General features: G+C 45.0%; 16 protein-coding genes. 7 read left to right on the top strand and 9 right to left on the bottom strand.

The genetic code is table 11. The features are described 5' to 3' along the window. The first annotated feature begins 65 nt into the window (after positions 1 to 65). On the top strand, positions 66 to 416 hold the full coding sequence (locus AB4503_RS08010) for a VOC family protein (RefSeq protein WP_017060889.1): 351 nt from the start codon (positions 66 to 68) through the stop codon (positions 414 to 416). 121 nt (positions 417 to 537) lie between these two features. Here the strand turns inward: AB4503_RS08010 and AB4503_RS08005 are convergent, their stop codons facing one another. After that, complete coding sequence (locus AB4503_RS08005) at positions 538 to 993, bottom strand: methylglyoxal synthase (RefSeq protein WP_017064778.1); 456 nt, start codon at positions 991 to 993, stop codon at positions 538 to 540. A 60-nt stretch (positions 994 to 1,053) separates the two neighbouring features. Next, a complete protein-coding gene (gene torT, locus AB4503_RS08000; RefSeq protein ID WP_029235253.1) occupies positions 1,054 to 2,082 on the bottom strand; it encodes a TMAO reductase system periplasmic protein TorT in 1,029 nt (342 codons plus the stop codon). A 92-nt stretch (positions 2,083 to 2,174) separates the two neighbouring features. Between torT and torS the strand changes: the two genes are divergently transcribed. After that, positions 2,175 to 5,180: a TMAO reductase system sensor histidine kinase/response regulator TorS gene (gene torS / locus AB4503_RS07995; protein WP_017060885.1), complete on the top strand. Its 3,006-nt coding sequence runs from the start codon at positions 2,175 to 2,177 to the stop codon at positions 5,178 to 5,180. Positions 5,181 to 5,315: 135 nt separating this feature from the next. Here the strand turns inward: torS and AB4503_RS07990 are convergent, their stop codons facing one another. From AB4503_RS07990 to AB4503_RS07980, 3 genes are read right to left on the bottom strand one after another with little or no spacing between them, the layout of a single operon-like run. After that, positions 5,316 to 6,896: a hydantoinase/oxoprolinase N-terminal domain-containing protein gene (locus AB4503_RS07990; RefSeq protein WP_372114224.1), complete on the bottom strand. Its 1,581-nt coding sequence runs from the start codon at positions 6,894 to 6,896 to the stop codon at positions 5,316 to 5,318. Between the two features lie 4 nt (positions 6,897 to 6,900). Beyond that, on the bottom strand, positions 6,901 to 8,025 hold the full coding sequence (locus AB4503_RS07985; RefSeq protein ID WP_372114223.1) for a DUF917 domain-containing protein: 1,125 nt from the start codon (positions 8,023 to 8,025) through the stop codon (positions 6,901 to 6,903). Positions 8,026 to 8,030: 5 nt separating this feature from the next. Next, entirely contained in the window at positions 8,031 to 9,356 is a 1,326-nt protein-coding gene (locus AB4503_RS07980; RefSeq protein ID WP_017064775.1) for a cytosine permease, read from the bottom strand. 93 nt (positions 9,357 to 9,449) lie between these two features. Here AB4503_RS07980 and AB4503_RS07975 point away from each other — a divergent pair, with 93 nt between their 5' ends. After that, entirely contained in the window at positions 9,450 to 10,388 is a 939-nt protein-coding gene (locus tag AB4503_RS07975) for a LysR family transcriptional regulator (RefSeq protein ID WP_372114221.1), read from the top strand. A gap of 101 nt (positions 10,389 to 10,489) precedes the next feature. Here the strand turns inward: AB4503_RS07975 and AB4503_RS07970 are convergent, their stop codons facing one another. From AB4503_RS07970 to AB4503_RS07960, 3 genes are all read right to left on the bottom strand, one after another. After that, positions 10,490 to 12,844 (bottom strand): fatty acid cis/trans isomerase, encoded by a 2,355-nt coding sequence (locus AB4503_RS07970; RefSeq protein ID WP_372114219.1) that lies wholly within the window; start codon positions 12,842 to 12,844, stop codon positions 10,490 to 10,492. Between the two features lie 208 nt (positions 12,845 to 13,052). Then, the gene (locus AB4503_RS07965; RefSeq protein ID WP_372114217.1) at positions 13,053 to 14,717 is read right to left on the bottom strand and encodes a VRR-NUC domain-containing protein; all 1,665 of its coding nucleotides are present in this window, start codon (positions 14,715 to 14,717) and stop codon (positions 13,053 to 13,055) included. Between the two features lie 57 nt (positions 14,718 to 14,774). Continuing rightward, a complete protein-coding gene (locus AB4503_RS07960) occupies positions 14,775 to 16,013 on the bottom strand; it encodes an OFA family MFS transporter (RefSeq protein WP_372114215.1) in 1,239 nt (412 codons plus the stop codon). 594 nt (positions 16,014 to 16,607) lie between these two features. Here AB4503_RS07960 and AB4503_RS07955 point away from each other — a divergent pair. After that, positions 16,608 to 16,988, top strand: coding sequence for a hypothetical protein (locus AB4503_RS07955; protein WP_017064770.1), 381 nt, complete (start codon positions 16,608 to 16,610; stop codon positions 16,986 to 16,988). 180 nt (positions 16,989 to 17,168) lie between these two features. Here AB4503_RS07955 and AB4503_RS07950 read toward each other — a convergent pair whose 3' ends face one another. Next, positions 17,169 to 17,513, bottom strand: coding sequence for a YajD family HNH nuclease (locus tag AB4503_RS07950; RefSeq protein ID WP_017060876.1), 345 nt, complete (start codon positions 17,511 to 17,513; stop codon positions 17,169 to 17,171). A gap of 284 nt (positions 17,514 to 17,797) precedes the next feature. Here AB4503_RS07950 and yghU point away from each other — a divergent pair, with 284 nt between their 5' ends. From yghU to AB4503_RS07935, 3 genes are all read left to right on the top strand, one after another. Continuing rightward, positions 17,798 to 18,655, top strand: a complete 858-nt coding sequence (gene yghU, locus AB4503_RS07945; RefSeq protein WP_372114213.1) for a glutathione-dependent disulfide-bond oxidoreductase — start codon at positions 17,798 to 17,800, stop codon at positions 18,653 to 18,655. A gap of 318 nt (positions 18,656 to 18,973) precedes the next feature. Further along, a complete protein-coding gene (locus AB4503_RS07940) occupies positions 18,974 to 20,110 on the top strand; it encodes a hypothetical protein (RefSeq protein ID WP_372114211.1) in 1,137 nt (378 codons plus the stop codon). Positions 20,111 to 20,126: 16 nt separating this feature from the next. Further along, positions 20,127 to 21,032: a metal ABC transporter solute-binding protein, Zn/Mn family gene (locus AB4503_RS07935; protein WP_108189298.1), complete on the top strand. Its 906-nt coding sequence runs from the start codon at positions 20,127 to 20,129 to the stop codon at positions 21,030 to 21,032.

Below are 21,032 nucleotides of genomic sequence, written 5' to 3'. Positions count from 1 at the left end.
AGATTAGATCTTCAATCCCTGCCCTAATATCACAAGGCAGACGCATAAAGCATAAGGAATTTGCTATGGAACACGGCTCTATTAACTACATTGAATTTGCTGCGAAAGACATCTCAGCAACTAAGGCATTTTTCAGTCAAGTGTTTGGTTGGAGCTTTGAAGACTATGGCCCTGAGTATTCTGCGTTTGAAGGCAAAGGCTTAATGGGCGGCTTCTATTTGGCGGATCTGGCGTCGAATACGGATAACGGCGCGGCGCTGATGGTTTTTTATAGCCAAGATCTTGAGCAAACTGAGCGCGATGTGATTGATGCTGGTGGTCAGATAAACCGCGAGATCTTTAGCTTTCCCGGCGGCAGACGTTTCCATTTCAGAGAGCCAAGTGGCAACGAGATGGCAGTGTGGAGTGACAAGTAGAGAGACTCACTGCACTGTTTGAGGATTGAATTGCTTAACGCCTGAAAACGAGACATAAAAAAGCCTGCGATCAAATGCAGGCTTTTTAGTCTGTTCAGTAGAGATCACATATAACGTGCGATTACGTGCGCTCTGCTAGATACGCTTCGTAGTCTGGGATTTCGATGATTACTTCTTCTTCAAGCAGTGAAGAGTTAAACAGGAAGTTAGCGGTAGCACGGTTAGTTGCCACAGGAATGTTCCAAACACTTGCGATACGAAGCAGTGCTTTTACGTCTGGGTCGTGTGGTACAGCATTAAGTGGATCCCAGAAGAAAATCAGCATATCGATTTTGCCTTCAGAGATAAGCGCGCCAAGTTGTTGGTCACCGCCCATTGGGCCGCTGATCATGCTCTTGATTGCTAAGCCAGTCTCTTTACTTAGTAAAGAACCAGTCGTGCCCGTTGCGTAAAGGAAGTGCTTTTGTAGTTTTTCTTTGTTCTCTTTGACCCATCTTAGTAGCTCAGGTTTGAAGTGGTCATGAGCGACCAAAGCGATATGCTTGTGTGTTGGCATAGTGCGCGTCGTTTTTTGCATGAATGTTCCCTAAATTGTTGTTTCGTTTTTATTGTTTTGAGTTCTTCAGCCAATATAGCACTAAGGATTCACACTGAATACCGGACGAAACTCAGAAGGTGACAATGAGTCGGCGATAATTTGATCTTTGAGAGTTGCAGGTGTCAGCGCTTCGATAATCGGTGCGCTGTGTTGCTCGTAAGGTTGACCGCGTAAGTAACTCGTGGCTTGTTTTACCGACAAGCGACCTTGCTCAACCATTTTATCTGTTGGCGCAAAAAGTACCTTGTTACGAAGTAAACCACGGTAGGTTCCGTGACTTAAGTAACTTGAAATTAACCCAATCTCTTCGGTTTTATCGGCCGCGCGTAGTTCACTGATCGCTGCTTCAATCGCGACGGCACTTCCGACTATATATTGGATATCAGGTTCTTCGATCACCTGTTGTACTAGGTTTCTTTGCAATTCTTTATCGTTATCTGCCCAATAGCTGATCGCAATTTTGATATCACTCGACTTGATCGCATCATAAAACCCCAGTGCTACAGGCTTAGTGCCGCCACTAGCTTGCGGGCCAAGTAACAGGGCGATAGGTGTTTCGCCTGATCCTTTCGGGTGTCGTTTCGACAAAAAATCTCCGACTTGGTATCCCATTTGGTACCAATCGACACCGACCGTACCTTTTAATACCTTCTGTTGTTCTTCATTGACGGTTAACTCATTTACCGTAGCAAACACAGGCGTCGAGCCAACCCAATCGCTGAGATTGTCATGATACGCATCGGGTGAAACCGTACCTAAAATAATGGCATCGGCTCCCCATTGCGTGCAAAGCACCAGTTGCGAGGCTTGTTTGGCCACGTTGGGGTAACCGCCAGCTTCCAATACTCTTAGCTCAACTTGCTGCTTTTCTGCTTCAGAGATCATTCCATAGTTCACAGACAACCAGTATGAGTCTTTGAGGTGCGGATAAATGGCACAGATTTTCTCTTTTTGTGATGTGGCATTGGCGGGTTTTATTGGGCTCAAAGGCTCACTAGCACCTGCGACAGTAGTCACTGAGGCCAGTAGTGAGAGAAGAATTATTGAAGCGAAAGGTCTAGATAGCATGAATTGCCGTTTTATTGGTTTTAGATAAGAAACACTGCAAAATATAGCGTATTCTGCATGGGTAAAGAAGAACGTTTTAAGGTTTAGAGTTTATGTTGTTAGCTTCAGCGAGTATTGGACGCAAGCTGCTGGCCTCATTCTTAGTGATGGCACTGTTGGTTCTATTGTCTGCATTGATCGGTGTTTCTGGTTTTAGCTTTGTAGCAAAAACGGAAAGAAACGTCGTTGATTCGGCGCTTCCTGCCATGATCGAAGCTCGTCAGGTTTCTGAGTTGAGTAACCGTATTATTTCGTCAGTACAAACACTTTCTAATGCGAGAAACGAAGCTGAAAGAAAAGAGGCTGGCACCGTACTGTTTGACCAACTTGAGTCGCTTCTTCAACATATCAAAGAGCTTGGTGTCGACAGTTTCGATTCTCAGCTCCTCAATAAACTCGAAAACAATGTTCAAAGCGTTATTAACACACTGGCTGAGTTGGGTGTGTCGGTTGAGCGTAAGCTTTGGTTAAGCAAAGAGTTGTCGTCTCGTGTCGAAGAGATGCGCCTATTGGCCGAAGAGCTAGAGCAGTTGACGCGAACCCAAGTTTTGAACACGGCTACCATTGCGGTTGCTAACGTCACGCATATCTATGACCTGCTAGAAACCAAAGAAACGGATAAAGCCTACCAAGCCTTAGATGCGCTTGTAGAGGTTGACCTTGATTTGTCTGAGCGCCTACACGAATTGCATTTGCTGGCGTTCAAAATGCTTAACCAAATTGAAGAAACGCAAACCGTTACCAACGTAGAGCGTATTCATCAAATCCAATCAGAATTTGAATCCAACCTAAGAATCATGGCGCGCCGCGTTAAAGCGGTCGAAGATCCTACTCGTTCAGCGCAGATGTCTCAGCTTCTAGAAGAGCTCAGAAAACGCCAAGTCGTGTTCGATATTTCATTAGAACAATATGAGAACACCAAAAAGTCAGAGTTTCTGATGCAAAATACGTTGGAGCTGTTCTCTCAGCTGAATACAACGGTTAACCAACTGGTTGATGATTCAAACCGCAGTACCAAAAAAGCGGTTGATGAGCTGACCAGCACGTTGAATTTGGCTCAATGGTCACTGTCTGTGATTTCGGTTATTGGTTTGGTTATCGTTGCATTTATCGTGTGGCGAGTGGTGTATATCTCGGTTGTTAAACGTCTTACTGAATACTCATCGGCCTTGATGTCTATCGCACAAGGTCGCCTGAATATTGATATCTCGGTAAAGGGTAATGATGAGCTGGCTCATATGGGCGAGGCGATCATCACTGCCAGAAACACCGCGCAGGCGCTACAAGTGGTTGCGGTGGGTGAAGCAAAGGCGAAACGCGAACTTGAAGAGCACAAAGAACACTTAGAAGAGTTGGTCACAGACCGAACCTACCAGCTGCAAAAGACCAATGAGAAGCTGAACATCGAGGTAGGGAACCACGCTAAGGCTCGTAACGCCGCAGAACAAGCAAGCCGCGCAAAATCCGCTTTCCTTGCGACGATGAGTCATGAAATACGAACGCCGATGAACGGTGTATTAGGTACTGCAAGATTGCTCAAAGATACCGGGTTAGACCCGCTGCAATCCGGCTATGCAGACATCATTAACCGCAGCGGTAAGAACCTACTCGCGATTTTGAATGACGTGTTGGATTACTCAAAGATTGAAGCAGGGCATTTAGAAATCCGCACTGCTTCGTTTGATCTTCATCAGATGGTTCAAGATACCTACCAATTGATGGAAGGGCGTGCCGCTGAGAAGAAGCTGAACTTTGATTTCCATATTGAAAGTGATGTGCAACGCTATTGGCGTGGTGACGTAACGCGAATCAGCCAAATCTTGAATAATTTGGTCGGTAACGCGATTAAGTTTACGGAAAGTGGCTCGGTCGATATCTTTATCAGCTTAGATATCGAAGATGAAAATCGAGTGATGTTTGAAGTGTCAGATACAGGTGTCGGTATTGATGCTAGCGAACAAGCTTGTCTGTTTGATGCCTTTACCCAAACCGATAGCGGTCGCAACAAAACCGGCGGCACAGGGCTTGGATTAGCGATCAGTAAAAGCATCATGTTGGCAATGAACGGGGATATTGGCGTTCATTCTGAAGAAGGCGAGGGTAGCCAGTTTTGGTTCTCACTGCCACTTGAAGCCGGTGAGAAGATAGAAACGAAAGTACCGGTCATTGAAGCGTGTATTCGAGCTAAAGTACTTCTGATTGAAGATAACCCCGTAAACTGCATCGTTGCTGAAGGCTTCTTGCATAACTTGGGGCACGAGGTTGTGATTGCGACAACCGGACAAGAAGCGAGAGCCATATTCAGTGAGCAAGAGTTCGATATTGCGCTGGTGGACATTAACTTACCCGACTGCGATGGCGTCGAGTTAATTCAACAACTCAAAGACGATGCGCTTCAGCATAAAAGTGAAGAAGACGTAATTCGAAAAGTACCCCCAATGATCGCAGTATCGGCTCATGTGTTTAACGAAGAAGTGGAAAGCTATTTGTCGTCTGGCTTTGATGGATTCTTACCTAAGCCGTTAGAGAAGGAAGCATTATCGGAATTGATTGTTGAGCAGTTGGACGGTCACACGCTGTTGCTGCCTCAGCCGGATCCGTCAGATGCTGTTTGCTGTCAGCTAAACTCTAAACCTCAGGAAACCGAGCTAGACTTATCAGCATTGGCATTTGCAAGCTCGACACAACGAGCAAACCAAGACGCGGAACATAATCAAGGAGAACCGATTGTGCAGATGATTAACCCTAAGATTATCAAAGACGACTTGGCTATTCTCGGTCGAGAAAAAATAGTGCAGATTGTTGGGTTGTTTGACCAAAGCAGCCAAGTCACTCTCGATGAACTGATTGTGGCAAGTGCCGCTGACAACGCTCGTGAAATTAAGTCTTTAGCTCATAAACTGAAAGGGTCTGCCGGCAGCCTAGGATTATCTGCACTGTTTGCTTTATGCCAGAGCATTGAAGCGAGCGAGGATCCATTACTTCAATATCGCGATAATGCAGACTCATTACCTGAATTGGTGAAAGACTCGTTAGCAGCGCTCCGAGAGCAACTATAGAGTGGCTATTGGGCGGAAAGCCCCAAAATAAGAACAGAAAACAAAAAGCAGGCTATTTCTCCGTTTTAATATGAAGAAGTGACCTGCTTTTTTATTGTCGAATAAGAATCTAAGTAAGGCTTTCAAGGAACGGCTCTAAGCCATCTTGATATGTCCAGCAGCTTTGATCTTAACGTGAACCATATTGCCTTGTAGGTAGCTTAATGGAATCTCGCTGCGTTCAATGATCGCGACATTATCGCTGCATGCGCCAGCTTCAATCGCCAGTTGCTTTGATTGCGCTTCCAAGCCCTTTAAGGTCTCTTCACGTGATGCTGGGTCAATCGGTACGATCTTATCGAATTGACCTGATATTTCACCCAACGCAACACCAATCGCATTAGCCACTTCAAAGTGCTCAGGACGAACCACTTGGCTCACACCTTCAAAATGATCTGGGAATAGGGCACTACCACCACCAACCATGATTACGGGTACACTCGCCGCAGAGGTCTTCATCTTATCGATGCCTTCTTCAACATCCGTGACCATTTGTTGATAAATCTTGCTTGCTTGTTCGGCTGAAACACCAATCTCATCACTCAGTTGATGTTCTGCCTGCCACTGCATTTGTCCTGTTTTGAGTGCAATATCGGTGAGCGTAAGTTCATCACCACCAAAGCTACGCGCCGTTTGCGTCAAGGTATGGCCAACACTTTCTGGGCCTAGCTCTATACGCTGCTGTTCAAAGCGAACCTTGGTACCACCACCAATGGCTAACGCCAAAATATCAGGCATACGGAAGTTGGTTCTCACTTCACCGATTTCTACTGCTAAGCTCGATTCTCTTGGGTAGCCGTGAGTCAGTACGCCGATATCAGACGTAGTGCCGCCCACATCGACCACAATCGCGTCTTTTAACTTAGTTAAGTGACTCGCTCCACGAATCGAGTTTGTTGGCCCACAAGCCACGGTAAGAATCGGGTACATCAATGCGAACTGCTGTGACATCAGTGTTCCGTCGTTCTGACCGAAATAAGGCGTGGTGTGGATTTCATGATTGATGAGTGCACTGCAAAAGCCGTCAACGAATCGTTTTGCTGTCCCTTGCAGAGCCGCATTGAGGATAGTGGCGTTCTCACGCTCTAAAAGCCCTAAACTGCCCACTTTATGGGATAACGATAGGTTCACGCCCGGAAGTTCTTGTTGAATCCATTCTGCTGCTTGAAGCTCCTGGTCGCCGTTGACGGGAGAGAACACTCCGCAGATAGCAATGGAATCCACTTGGCCTTTCATTTTCTGGCAAAGCTCGCGGATCTCAGACTCTTGAATGTCGGCAATCAACTGGCCGTCATATTCATAGCCGCCGTGTGCTTGGTAGAAGTGCTGACCAAGCAGGTTTTGCCACGCTTCACTCCAACCACAAAGGGGCGGGACGCTATCACCACTGGGAAGCGCTAAGCGAATCATGCCGACTCTGTCTAAGCCTTTTCGTTCAACGATTGCGTTGGTGCATTGAGTGGTGCCAAGCATCGCGTGTTTCACTTGCTGACCATCAATGTTTGCTTGGTTTAATAGCGCAGAAATCGCGTTGTCGATCCCTGTTGAAACATCATGTATGGTTGCGGTTTTTACTTTGGCAATCACATTTAAGTCTGCGTCGAGCAGCACACCGTCGGTATTGGTGCCACCTACGTCAATGCCCAAACGGCAGTAATCAAGCGTAATGTTTGTCATGCGACTACCTCTTCAATGCAGACTTTAGTTGTTCAATGGTTTGATACTCGACGGTGTAGCCAAAGTAACCCGGGCCCGCGACTTCAATACCTTTGTCAGTGCGCCATTTGGGGTCGCAAGGGTAAGCGATAAGGTCGATGCGCTGCCCGTAACGAAGTTGTTCGGTTGTGATTGGCTTACCCGTTTCATGATCCAAGATCGAAATAAGATCCGGTGTTGATGCCAGCAGGTTATCTTGGCTCATGTCTGCGCGGCTTGTACCTTTGTGCGCGAGAAGTAATTCGTTTTGGAACTGCACAAACACGTTATCGACGCCGGTATCTTCAAACTGAGCCAGCTTTTTAATCACGACACCACCTGTTGCAAAACCACCATCGGTTTCACGTTGAATATCAACAATCTTGCCACTGATGATGGTATGGCCGCCGACAATGTCTAATACGGCCTGTGTGCCACTTTTATTGTTGTCGTTCGCCAGTCTAATCGCTTCACCAATCTTCATTGCTTGGGTCAGTGTCGCAGGCAGTGCACTGCGTTTTAGGTTCTTACCGTTCATTGGGTAATCGCACATTGCTGCAGAGCCACCCATCTGTTCGGTAATCGGCCTCGCAAACTTTTCAGACCAAATACCGTCAATCGGATAAAGCGTGACGACATTGCCACGCTCATCGGCCAATGTGTTCGGTGCCGAAGGGAGACCATCAAGAAAGAAGGTCACCATCTGAGCTTCTGGGAACGCACGTCCCATCGCATCACAATCGATCACAGGAATGTTCTTTTGTGCTGCAACGAGAATTGGAATCAATGAATTGAAGCCGCCTACTTCGATAGGAAACGTTGCCGCTACTTCAGTGCCGAGCGCTTTTTCCATCGCTTCGAAAGCAATCAACATTTGATCTTTCGAATTGAGTTTCTCTACTGCGACTGTTGGTGCGCCAATCATTGAAGAGGGCACTGTCATCCAATCGTCTTGCACGTCTTCTAAAGGAATCATGCGTACAGGGTGCTTTGCCGTTGCAATGGCTACTTTCGCCATCAAGGCACCGCTGTATGGGTCACCGCCGCCGCCAGTACCTAATACCGTCGCACCCAGCGCGATATCATCAATCATTTGTTCAGTAATAATCACAACTACTATTCCTTATCACTTGAAGGAGAAAGCTTCATTAGGGCGAGGTAAATCACACCAGCGGCAAGAATGCCGTCTAACGCCGAGATGCTGGTGAACGAAAACAGGTTGAAAAACTCTGGTGCAGTACAAGCGCTGAATGCAGTACCAAATGCCCAAGAAGCCAAGCCTTTAAACATCCAAGCTGGAACTTGTTGGATGTTCTCAAAGCTCATTTTTGTCGAATCTAAAACATAATATTGAACGATGTAGACACCCGCAGCAGGCGCAATGGTTACGCTGAGTAGCATTAAGAAGTCGGTAAACTTGTTCACCATGCCGAGTTGAGCGATACCAATGCCGACGATGGTCATGATCACAACCAGAACAGGGCGCGGAATCTTAGGTAGAACCATCGACATGCATAAGCCGCCAGAGGTTAGGTTGCTACTGTTGGTGGTCCATTGTGCGAATACCAGTACTATAATGGCCGCCATGCCTAAACCTAGGGTGAAGAAGACTTCGACTAGGTCGTCGGTGCCGGTCATTTTGGTCAAGATCAATGCGATAAGAATGATGGCACTGTTGCCGACGAGGAAACCGATACCCGCTCCTAAAATCGCATCACGGCGTGTTTTGGCGTAGCGAGCAATATCAGGTGCAGCAACCGCAGCTAGAATCCAGATAGACATAACAAAAGAGATGGCTTGGCCAAGCGTCAAAGGATCTTCAATCGATGGCGCTGCGCCACCTTGATAATCAGCAGCCATAAACAAACCGATGGTAATCAACGTCACCATCAATGGAACAGAATAGGTACTGAGTTTGCCTAAAGCACGAACGCCATAGATAGCCGTCATCATCATTAACACACTGCCGCCAATAAGAGCGGTGAGGTGTGAAATTATGATGTCGTATTTCGCCAGTGCATCGACCATGATGAAAGCGAAGAAATCAGCCTGGAATGCGAACCAGCCGACTAATGAGATGCCGTTGATGAAGCCAAGAATTTTACCGCCGTTACGGCCAAATACCGCGCTGCTCACCAGCGGGGTAGACACGCCAGCTTGAAAGCCAATGTTGGCACACAGCATCGCGATGATCGCCAATAAGCCTGAACCAATAAACGTGGCAAGCAGTGCGTCTTCAAAACCAATACCGCTGCTTAGAATCGAGCCGAGAAACAGTCCCGAAATGTCGATGCCGATTGCCAACCAAATAAGGCTGATGACCCACCAAGATCGTTTGGCCTTCTCGGGAACGGGTTCCAACTCGAAGTCATCTATCTTTTTGTGGCTGTGTGTTGCTTCGGGTTTATTCACGTAAGCTTCTGCCGCCATAGTGCCATCCATGCATTGTTATTCCATAAGTGTGAATAAAGCATGCTGATGTATTTATTGTTAATAAATGAATATAATCAGATGTAAACATAACAAAAAACAAATGTGAGTGGCAAAGTGAATCCAAACAATAAGTTAGATAAAAGAGACCTACGTAGATTAGAGCTTTTTTGTGAAATTGTTGAACAAGGAGGCATCAATCAGGCGGTCGCAAGCACTGGGATTAGTCAACCAGTGCTGAGTAATCAGCTTATTGCCTTGGAAAAAAGCTTAGAATTAACATTATGCCAACGTGGTCGACGTGGTTTTAAGCTGACTCATGAAGGTGAGCAAGTGTATAAATATGCGAACCAACTAAAATCGACCTTAACCGACTTCGCTTATAAGTTACGAGGTGTACAGACGGAACTCTCTGGGCATGTGCGAATTGGATGTTTGGATAACACCGTCACTTTGCCTTATAACCCACTTCCCAAAGCGATCGAGACGTTTTATCAACGCAGTAACAGTGTAGAGGTGAGTGTTGATGTCGGCGATTTCACCCAGTTGAATGAGAAGCTAGCAAAGAACCAGATTGATATGATGATAGTGGTTCTAGGGTCACATCAAAAATCAGCGTTTCAACATAAATACCCACTGTTTGAAGAGCACAGTTATCTGTATGCGCGCAAAGATCTGGCCGAGAAGATCATGGACAGGGATTTCTCATTGAATGGCTGTCGTATCAACATGGGCGGCTATGCCAAAGATGAGATGTTCCGATTACTGAATATTGAGCAGTACGATTCCGTAAAGCCTTTTGATGGCTGGCATGTCGAGTCGGGTGTAATTTTAACCTTGGCGGGCACACACCTGAGTTTTTTACCGTCTCATTTAATCGACCGTGGCCATTATGACCAAGCCTTGATTCCGCTTCAGCCCGAGAAGTGGAGCCTTAAGAGTCAGTTTTATGTGGTGTTGAAGCAACCTGTAGATTCCCTTTCCCCCGCCGCGCGTGCGTTTTTTGATGAGCTACACCAACCGGAAGCATCGGATTCAATATAGAGAACTCGTCGCTTCTCAATAGCACTTAAGATACTTTCTCATATACAAAAAATCCTCTGCCAAGACAGAGGATTTTTGCTTTTATGCTTTATGAGTGAAAACTAACGGTTCTCGAAGCGGTTGTAATCCAACAATCCGAACTCGATCGGTTGGTCTTGTTGATACCAACGATGCACGCGATCACTGAATGGCCAGAACTCGCTAGAACTGCGTCGTACCGCAAACTTATCCAGCAGCGCCACGTAGTCTTCTTCAGTGCTTAAGTTTTGCAGCGTTTTAACCAGAGTAGGAATCTCGCTCTCGGTTAATGATAGGTAAGCCGCAGGGTAGCTACCGACAACGCCTCGTACGAGGGTAAGGTCATCATTGGCGTAATCACGGTTACCTTCTTCATTAAACAAGCTAGAAATGTTGCTGTGCGCGTTATTGTGAATCATGGTGAACAGTTGCTCTTCGCCGTTTTCGCCTTCAATCATGATCATCACTAATTGAGGCACATGACGCAGGCCTTCGCCCTTTATCAAATTCACTTGGTTAAGCAGTGCTTCATTCTTCCTACCAAAACCTGTTTCAACAATCTCAAAGCGATTATCGAGAACAGGTGCGAGCTTATCTTTGATCATATCAAGCAGTTCGTGTTTCGGATCCGCCGTTTTGTAAACCACGCTGGTCGGCTGATCAAAAGGTGCAATGTTTCGCTGCAAATAGTCACTCAGTTGTGCGCTTTGGTTCTGGTACCAACTAGAGTGTTCAATGTGACGAACGTCTTTAGGAAGAAGGCTTAAGAAGTTACTCTCACCTTCAAGACGCAAGAAGTCCATGAACATGCGTGTAATCAGCTGGTGGCCAAAGTTGCCGTAAACATCGAAGCCTGCAACGAGAAGATAATGAATACGCTCTAGAAGAGCATAATCAAGAATCCACGCAGTCTTAGGTTGCGTGCCAACTAACCCTTGTACAACAGAGGCGCTATCGAAGTGCCTAAAGACGGTGAGAGCAGCATTCGGGTTGATGCCATCGCCATCCCAAATGATGCCAGTGTCTAGGTGGACGCCACTCTCGAACCATTGGTTAGTGAAGTCTGATTTCGCGTTTAGGTATTGCGCTTGTTGCTTTGCGTATCTTACCCAGTTGGTCACAGGTACGGTGTTACTTTTTAGTTCGCTAGGTAGCTTTAAATTTTTCTTTTGACTTGCGTAGAAGGCGTTGATTTCCGGAACATCGGCTTTCTCTGGGTCGATGAAGAAAACCCAAAAACGGTCGTTAATTACGTTCAAGGCAAGTTGACCACGACACACAGGTCCTTTGATATAGGCCATGATGGTGTTTTGCGCGTTATCTAACATGAAGTTGAAGCGCGAGTTTACTGGCAGTGCTTCAAATGATGTCATTGGGTTTGCTGAAACATCGATGTCGTAACTAGGTAGTTGTTTTACTTCGTAATTTACGTCGACAAACCAGGTGTTCCACTTTTGTAGACGCTCTTTATTAAGCGCGAAAGGCATGTGCGTTTTGTCGACGATAGTGCCTTGTTCTGGAATCAGACGGTAGTAAACACTGTCTACTTTTGGATCGTCATAAGGGCGACGAGTCGTGATGCGTTGTACCGCTTCACCTGGTGGTGTTGCAGAGCGAACAACAGTAAAGAAACGCGTTGGTTGAGCTAAATCAGAAAAATAGACATGAGATAAAAACAGGTGCTCGTAGATATAACGTGCTGAAAGTTGACTCTTATTGTCGCTCTTGTTTAAAAAGCTTTCGTAGACATTAACGAGCTCTTGTTCTGCATCAGTCAATGGAATGTGGTCGTTCATTAACGCGCCATTTTCCAACCAACTCATTAAAGTCGCGTATTCGGTTTTGTCTAAGTTTGGCATCCCATAAGGCATTCCCCAAGTTGGGTAATCTTTTTCATATTTGGCATACTCCTCAATGGTTGGGCACTGTTGGTCGCGGTCGATTGAAAAGTCGAAACCTTCAAGCTGGGTTTGATCGGGCAGAGGGTGATTCTCTTTCTGGATCAACATACGAGAAACAAGACCAGCATCGAGGTTAGCCGTTGAGTTCTGCATACGCTCATTGAGGACAGGATGAAAATCCGCATCGCGCCACTCTTGCGTGGTTAAAGCATCTTCAAACAAGCGAGTAGGGGCTGATGCCGTTAAGCGGGTGCCTTGATAAACGAGTGCTTTGCTCGCACCTCGGTCTATACCTTCCACTGAAGACATTTTGAGTTGGCAAGGGGCATCATAACAAGCGTGGCAAACCACGCATCGGTTATCAATGATGGGCTTTATTTCGTCAATGAAGTGCTGTGCTTGAGCCGAAAGAATAGGTGCTTGGCGATCGCGTACTTGTTGTTCACCAAACAGTTCGTCGAAGTTTAAACCCGCGTAGACGGCACAACCTGAGAAGACGCTAACAAAAGCTAAAATGAAGAGTTTTTTTAAATTCATACGTATTTAAATATTAGGCATTTTCTATAATTATATCGAAAATGATTGAAAATGCTCATGTTCTAACAATTTTGTAGACAAGATCTTGATGGGGCGAGTGACTTGTCGATGCGCGTCACTCGCTAGTGCTCAGAAATTGGTGTTTAGACTTAGCTAGATTTAAGTCCCAAGAGCTAAAAGCTAGCAGTTAAGAGTTAAGAGTTAAGACTCATTGATTGACGTAACAAACAGAGAAGGGGGCAGACAATCGCTCAAACTCTTTGATCCAGCGCCACTGGTTGTCTTGCAGTTTATCGCCAGGGCCTTTGACTTCAATCCAATGAAACTCATCGCCCTTGAACGCAATCAAATCCGGCATCCCAGTTCTAAATAGCTTTAAGTCACTCAATATCACTTTGAAGAGGTCTACAACCAAGGCATTTGGAATTGAAGCCATGCCGTGTTCGATGAGTGCCTTAGGAAAATAATTCCAATGAACAAAGGGGTTCGCGATACCTTGCTTTTCATCGTAAGTATCAAGAAAATGGTTCAGCCCATGTTTGGATATCGTCTGAAACACGGCTTCAATCTGTTCGGCTCGCTTGTCTACGAAATCTGAATGGTACAGATCCAATGGTCGATGTTGGTAACGATTGATAAAGGCGCCTTCAACGTCTGCGAAAATGACATCCCAGAAAGCCAAACCAAACAAGCCACACAGAAAACTGTTTTCTGAAAAATAGACGTCCCAACCTTGGTTCTCAAAATGCTGCTTTACCGCAAGCTCGACTCGAGTTTGGCTGAGGTCTAATTCCAGTTTTAACTCTTTGCAGCTCGGCTTTATGGTTCGTGAAACTTTGTGCCCCTGTTTCCGTAGCAGCCGGTCTTCAAGCTTAATAGCGATTTCCAACTCTGACACATCCGATGGAGTAGCTTTCATTTGCGTGACAATGTCATACATTAAGTCTAGCGTACCTTGCTTATCATAGATGCGTGCAAGTCGTTCTCTGCTCGGAGGAAGTGTAGATTGTCTGAACCAAAAGATAGCTTGGTCGTTTAGATTAAGCCTTTCAAGATCGCGAGCAATATCATTGATCAAACGCGATCGTTTTCTGGCAATACTTCTGTGTTCTGATTCTTCAGGAATCGCATTTAAAAGCAGTTCCAGAAACTCGCCATCTTTGCGGTCACCTTCTGAATACAAGCGTTGAATATCGCGCATCTGGATTAATTGATTGAGCTGATCCCTAGAGGTGAAGAAGCGGTGTTGCTTGCTTAATGGGTAGTTCTCAAAGGTGTTTAGCCCAAGGTCGCTTAACACGAACTGACTTAAGTCTTGATAGGTGTTGGCAAAGAACAGCAACAGTAATACATCAATCACTTGAGATTCGATGACGTAAATACAGTCGAAAGAGAGGTTTTGAAATTGATCAAAAGGTTGCTGATCAAGCCGTAACAACAGCTCGTCTTTCTTGGCATTTCTATGGCTCTTAAGGGCGGGGAATACACTCAACAGCTCTGGTTTGGTGAGCAAGTGAAACCCGAGCTCGACCTCACTAATGGCGAGGTCATGCTGTTCTTCGGGATGACTCAACCCAATGAAGCCTGAGCTGTTTAGCTCTTGCAGTACGGTCTTTAGATCTGGGATCTCAACATAGTTGAGTTTATCGCTGCGAAACCAACGGCCTTTACGAGAAAGCAAACGAACCATTAGGCATTGGCTTGAAACAGAAAGACGTTTGTATGCGGACAACCAACGACATTCATCATCACTCAGAAGATCGGGGTAGAGCGTTTGAGCGTGTTCAACCAGTCGATTGAAGTTGTCGAGATAATAAGTGGGGGAGAGCTGAAGAGTGGTTTCGGTCGTCAATGGAGAAGTCGCTTGATACAAAAAGAGCCTAACCCTAAGGTTAAGCTCTTCAGTAACAAATTCAATCTTTTCTGTTGATTAAGCTTGTGATGCTTTTAGTTCAGCAACTTTAGCTTCAGAGATTGGTTTAGTGATGATTGCTAGAACAATACACACTGCCATCATAACTGCAGAGATTGTGTAAGCTAGGCCGTAACCTTCGCCGTTTGACATTGAGAAGCCAACAACTGCTGCACCGATAGCGCCGCCGATACCCCATGCCGTGTAAAGCACGCCGTAGTTAGTACCGTAGTTTTTCAGGCCGTAGAACTCAGCAGTTAGTGTTGGGAATACTGCTAGAAGCGTACCGTAACCAACCGCTGCGATAGCCGTACCAATGATTAGCGTCAATTCAGAGTTGAACGTAGCGAATAGAGCCATGTTCGCGCCTTGAAGGATGAACGCTAGAAGTAGAGTACGTACGCCACCGATTTTATCTGCAAGCATACCCGCAGCAACACGGCCGCCTGAGTTGAATACTGCAAGGATAGACGCTAGGTAAACTGCGTTTGGCAGGTTAGCTTGAACGCTAGCAATTGTAGTGATGTTACCGATGATCATTAGACCAACAGATGCAGCGAATGCGTACATGATCCATAGAGAGTAGAACTGAGGAGTCTTCAGCATTACTTTCCAAGTTAGGTCTTCAGTCTTCTTAACCGCTTTAGGAGCTTGGCCTGCTTTTACTTTAGGCTCAGCTGGCGTGTAATCCGCTGGTGGGTTGTTGATTGTTGCTGCTAGAGGTACTGCGATTGCAAGTACACCAACACCAAGAATCATAAAGCTAGTTTGGATACCCATGCTGTCGATTAGCGCAGAAGTTACTGGTGCTAGGTAAATAGCCGCAAGACCGAAGCCTGCTGCGATAAGACCGTTAACCATACCTTTCTTAGAAGAGTGGAACCACTTCATTGCTGATGGAGACAGACATGCGTAACCGAAGCCGATACCTGCACCTGTTATAATACCGAACGTGATGTTCAGCATCATAGGCGTTGTAGCGAAACCAGAAGCAATCATACCTAGGCCTGTAAGCGCTGTACCTAGGATAAGGATCTTACGTGGACCCATACGGTCTTGTAGGATGCCCGCAACAAGAAGACAAACAGAGAATGTGATAGTTGCAATAGCGTAAGGTGAAGATGCTTCAGCAGCACTCCAACCAGCTTCAGTTACTAGCGCTTTGTTAAATACACTCCAAGCATACAGGATGCCAAGACAAAGGTTGATACAGAAGCCTGCTAGCAGGATACGTGTTGCTTTATCAATCTTGCTCATTTTTATTCTCAGTTTTGTCATCGGTTAGTGGAGAGCCACTTAACTAAAGACGGGTTATTGTGATTGTTTCTTCAAAATTAGTTTGCGTTTATCAACAGATAGCGCAAAAGAGCGCGGATTATAACCAATTAAAATGTGATTGGAATCTCTTTTTCCATTTTTGGTAAATTAAATTCAATTTGTTAATAAGTTGTTTTTCATTGGTTTTTGAAATGTTTTTAACACCTCTCTATTTTGTTCTTTTTCGCTCTGTCTTCTTATTATTTCAGGGATTTTGAGGTGATGGTTTTTGAATAGACGCGTATTGCGTGCGGATATCACAGAGTTACAAATAATTTTAATTAATTTCCAAGGTTAAATTTGTGTAACAAAATAAATCGTAACAGCGCTTTGTTCATATGAGACAAGGAGTAACGGAGTTTTATTAAAAACAGAATGTTAAGCAATTGTTAAGGGTGATTTTTGTTAGTACTTTTGCTTACATTTTGTTCGATTGGAGGGGTTGTGTTGTCCGTAAAAAGTGGGAAAATAGTATGCAAACTGAGATTCCAAATTTGAAAGGATGCGTTTCCAACTTATGGTGAGGCGAGTATTATGAAACTGTTTTTAATTTTATTGATGTCAATTTCTGGTGGTGTAGCGGCAGCTGACCATATTCACTCTTTCCTATTCGGCTTCTATGTTGCGGCTCTAGCTGTTGGTAGTTGCTACTGGCTTGCATTCCGCAGTACGCGTTTCCCACAGTTGGCATTAGTGCTATTGATGTGTGGCTTTTTTGCGAAAATTGCAGTGACTGTTATCGGTGTTTCTTGGGGTATCTCGAACGATATCATTCAATCGCCGTTCATTTTCTCATTGTCATACCTGTTCTTCTTAGTGGTTGTGTCTTACGTTTGGTTTGCATACCGCGATAAATTGACGCTAAAACAACGCGCTAAGAAGGTAGAAGAGTCTCGCAAGCAAGCGGCAGCATAATTCGATTTGATTCTTAAAAAGCCTTCTTCGGAAGGCTTTTTTGATCCTGCCTACCTGAACTCTATTATTTGGTTATGACGGCAGATAAAAGAAACCCCAGTATGGTGACATACTGGGGTTACTTGTTATGTATCTATTATCTAGCAGTTACCATCTACCAAAGACTACTCTGAAGGTGTGTTATTTCTTCATCATCTTAGCGAGATCGGCGAACGGGTTGTGTGTCGCTGACTGATGATCATCTAAACTCGCTTTTGCATCCACACCATAACGCTCATGGTCAGTGTATTTTGAATGCTCATGATCGTGACAGTACAGGCACAGTAGCTCCCAGTTGCTGCCATCTTCAGGGTTGTTTGTATGGTCGTGATCCACGTGGTGAACGGTAAGCTCTCGGAGGTTTGAGTAAACAAATTCGCGCGCACATTTACCACAAACCCAAGGGTACAGTTTTAGTGCTTTTTCGCGGTAGCCTTTCTCTTGGCGAGCATACGCTGCACTCGAACCTGTGAAATCAGAAGACATTGCCAAATCCTTATCAATTGTAATATCCCGATTTTATCACAGCTTTCTTGAAGCTGTCGGTATGTCGTTCGTAAAATCATTGCTAAATGATGCAGTGGACTTATCGATATTAGATTGAAGTTTGAATACAGACTTACCTTCTACACACTAACGCTTAAGCGGGTTATGTCTTTCTGGAATAAGCCATGCTTAACAGTTTGAAAATAAATCGTATTCAGGGGTTTTAACCGCAGGCATGTGACCTAATATCAGTTTGTGAGACCCTATATTAATAAGGAAATATCATGTCAGAACAATACACTCCGCCAAAAGTTTGGGTTAACGATACTGCTGGTGGTAACAAGTGGGCAAACATCAATAGTCCTGAATCTGGAGCTCGCTTTGATAAAGAGCTTCCTGTTGGTGACCATGCTTTTCAATTGTATTCTCTTGGCACACCTAACGGTCAAAAAGTCACTATCTTGCTGGAAGAGTTGTTAGCGGCGGGTGTTAAAGAAGCTGAATATGATGCGTACTTGATCAACATTGGTGAGGCTGATCAGTTCTCTTCTGGCTTTGTTGGCGTGAATCCAAACTCCAAAATACCAGCACTTGTCGACAAGTCTGGTGACGAAGACGTGAATGTATTCGAATCGGCATCTATCTTGATGCATCTAGCAGAAAAATTTGGTCACTTCTTACCAAAAAAAGGGGCAGCAAGAACGCAAACCATTAACTGGTTGTTCTGGGCACAAGGCTCGGCACCATTCCTAGGCGGTGGTTTCGGCCACTTCTACGCTTACGCGGATGAAAAGCAAGAGTACCCAATTAACCGCTTCGCAATGGAAGCTAAGCGTCAACTAGATGTGTTAGACAAACAGCTCGCAAATAACACATTTGTGGCGGGTGACGAGTTAAGCATCGCTGATATCGCGATTTGGCCTTGGTACGGTAACTTAGTACTTGGCAAAATTTACGACGCAGCCGAATTTCTACAAGTTGAGTCTTACACCAACGTTGTGCGCTGGGCGAAGCAGCTAGAAGCGCGTGAAGGTTTCCAACGCGGCCGAGTGGTTAATCGTTCATTTGGCGAAGAGTGGGAGCAAGTACCAGAGCGCCATTCTGCAGAAGACATTGACCGTGTTTTAAAGCTACGCCCTTAGTGATTTTAAAACGATAGTCGACACCAGTATCTCTAGAGTTTGTTTTAGCGGCCAACGTTAACTCAAACTCTAGTTTTTTGTTCCATCGAATCATTCCTTCCTTATATCAGCCTTTCGATAAATACAGTTACTATTAGCTTTCACTTGTCAATTGCTGTTTTTATTTATGTGATTGAATATTAACGGCTTTTACCCTGTTTAATACCCTGTTATTAGAGTTGTTTCATACTTTGTTACATTTCAACGATTAACTATTTATTGTAATGTTATAACATAACAATAAATTAATTGGTGATGTATCTTAGAAAGGAAAAAGTTGTGAATAAAAAATTGGTTTCTCTAGCGGTTGGTAGCATTCTCGTTTCCCCTGTTTTTGCCGACACGTTGTCGAACCCTCAAATTGGTGTCGTTCTTGATGGGTATTATCAAGACGGTCAACGTAATAACTCAGAGCGCGGCGAAGGCTTTGGTCTTGGTCATACAGAACTGAACATGTCTGCGAATATCGATGATAAGTTTTATGGCTCTTTGACTACGGTTATTGAAACTCACGATGATGAGACTGAATTACTGCTCGAAGAAGCTTTCATTGAAACACTGACGATGCCTTACGGTTTAAGCATTCGAGGTGGTCGTTTCTTGTCTGATTTCGGCTACCTAAATAACCAACATATGCATACCGATAGCTTTGTTGAGCGTCCTGCCGCTTACCGTACATTTTTAGGCTCTCATTATTACGATGATGGTGTTCGTGCAAACATCGTTCTTCCTACAGATCTGTATGTGAAGTTTGGTGTTGAAGCGCTAAGTGGCAGTAAGATGTCGTCTGTTGATGATGGCTCTGACGTTGGTGTTTACACTACAACTCTTAAGCTAGGTGACGACTTTTCAGAGTCATCAAGCTGGCAGTTTGGTTTGAGCTACTTACGAAATGAAAACGGTAAAGTTCGTGAGTTTGGAGACCATGATCACGGGCATGACCATGACCACGATCATAGCCACGGAGCGGCGGTAACGGGCTCAAACTTATACGGTGCTGACTTTGTATGGAAGTGGGCTCCAAACGGTAACTACAAATACCAAAACTTCACGCTTGCTGCTGAATACATGTTGTTAGATGGCATCGTCGATGACAAATTCAAAAATGACGCAGAATCACCAGATACATTAGCAGGCTACTATGTCTCGGGTGTCTACCGACTTAGCCCAAGCTGGTCTGCTGGCCTGCGTTACGGTGAAGCAGAAAGCTATGATGGACACGCACATGGTGACCACATGCACTTTACTGCAATGAACGACAAAGAAGCAGATGCAATGATCGCTTGGGATTCATCTCATTTTGGTACAGTTAGAGCGCAATACTCTCGCGTTGAAAACCAAAGTAAAGAGACAGATAACGTATTTACCCTTCAGTATGTGATGACCTTTGGGGCGCACGGTGCTCATGCATTCTAGGAAACTCCTACTTACAATGGCAACAGGTGTTGCCATTGTATCCTCATCTATAATGGCATCTTCGTCTGCAATGGCGTTGAATATTTTCGTTTGTGAACCTGAATGGCAAGCTCTTGTTCATAGTCACGCTCCTGATGCCAACATCTATTCGGCGACTACGGCTAAGCAAGACCCGCATTATGTTCAAGCAAGACCATCACTTATTGCCAAAATGCGTCAAGCAGATATGGCAATGTGTTCAGGGTCTGAATTAGAAGTAGGCTGGTTACCAATGCTGCAAGTACGCAGTGGTAATCCTGCGGTTCAAGATAGCGCGCCCACCATGTTATACGCGAGCGATATGGTAGGTATGCTTGACACCCATGACCATGTCGATCGAAGCATGGGAGACATCCATGCTCACGGAAACCCACATGTTCAGTTTGCTGCTGAATATATGATTCCTATATCGAGAGAGGTCACCAAGCGTTTACAACTGCTTGATCCTGACAATGCACATATCTACATGCGAAATGGCATGAAGTTTCGTGCCAACTGGCGTAATAAATTGGCAGAGTGGGAAACGAAAGCAGAGCCGTTACAAGGTAAAAAAGTGGTCGGGTATCATGCTACATATCGTTACCTCTTTGACTGGTTAGATATGGCGCAAATTGCTGATTTAGAACCTAAGCCTGGGATATCACCGACTACGTCACATTTACAGTCATTGACCAAGTTGGATCCTGCTTCGTTTGATGCGATTGTGTATTCATCACATCAAGACCAACGTCCTGCTAATTGGCTTAACCAGCAAATCAACAAGCCTACGATACAGCTACCATTGACGGTTGCAGAAGGTCAGAGCCTTGACCAAATGTACGATCAAGTCATTGATGAATTGCTTAGAACGCTCGTTAACCCAGACACATCAACGAGATCATAA

Origin of the sequence: Vibrio sp. 10N.222.55.B11, from assembly GCF_041473705.1 — a bacterium.
Lineage (GTDB): Bacteria > Pseudomonadota > Gammaproteobacteria > Enterobacterales > Vibrionaceae > Vibrio > Vibrio crassostreae_C.
Note: the sequence above shows the minus strand (reverse complement) of the source record. Positions and strands in the feature narration are given on the sequence as shown.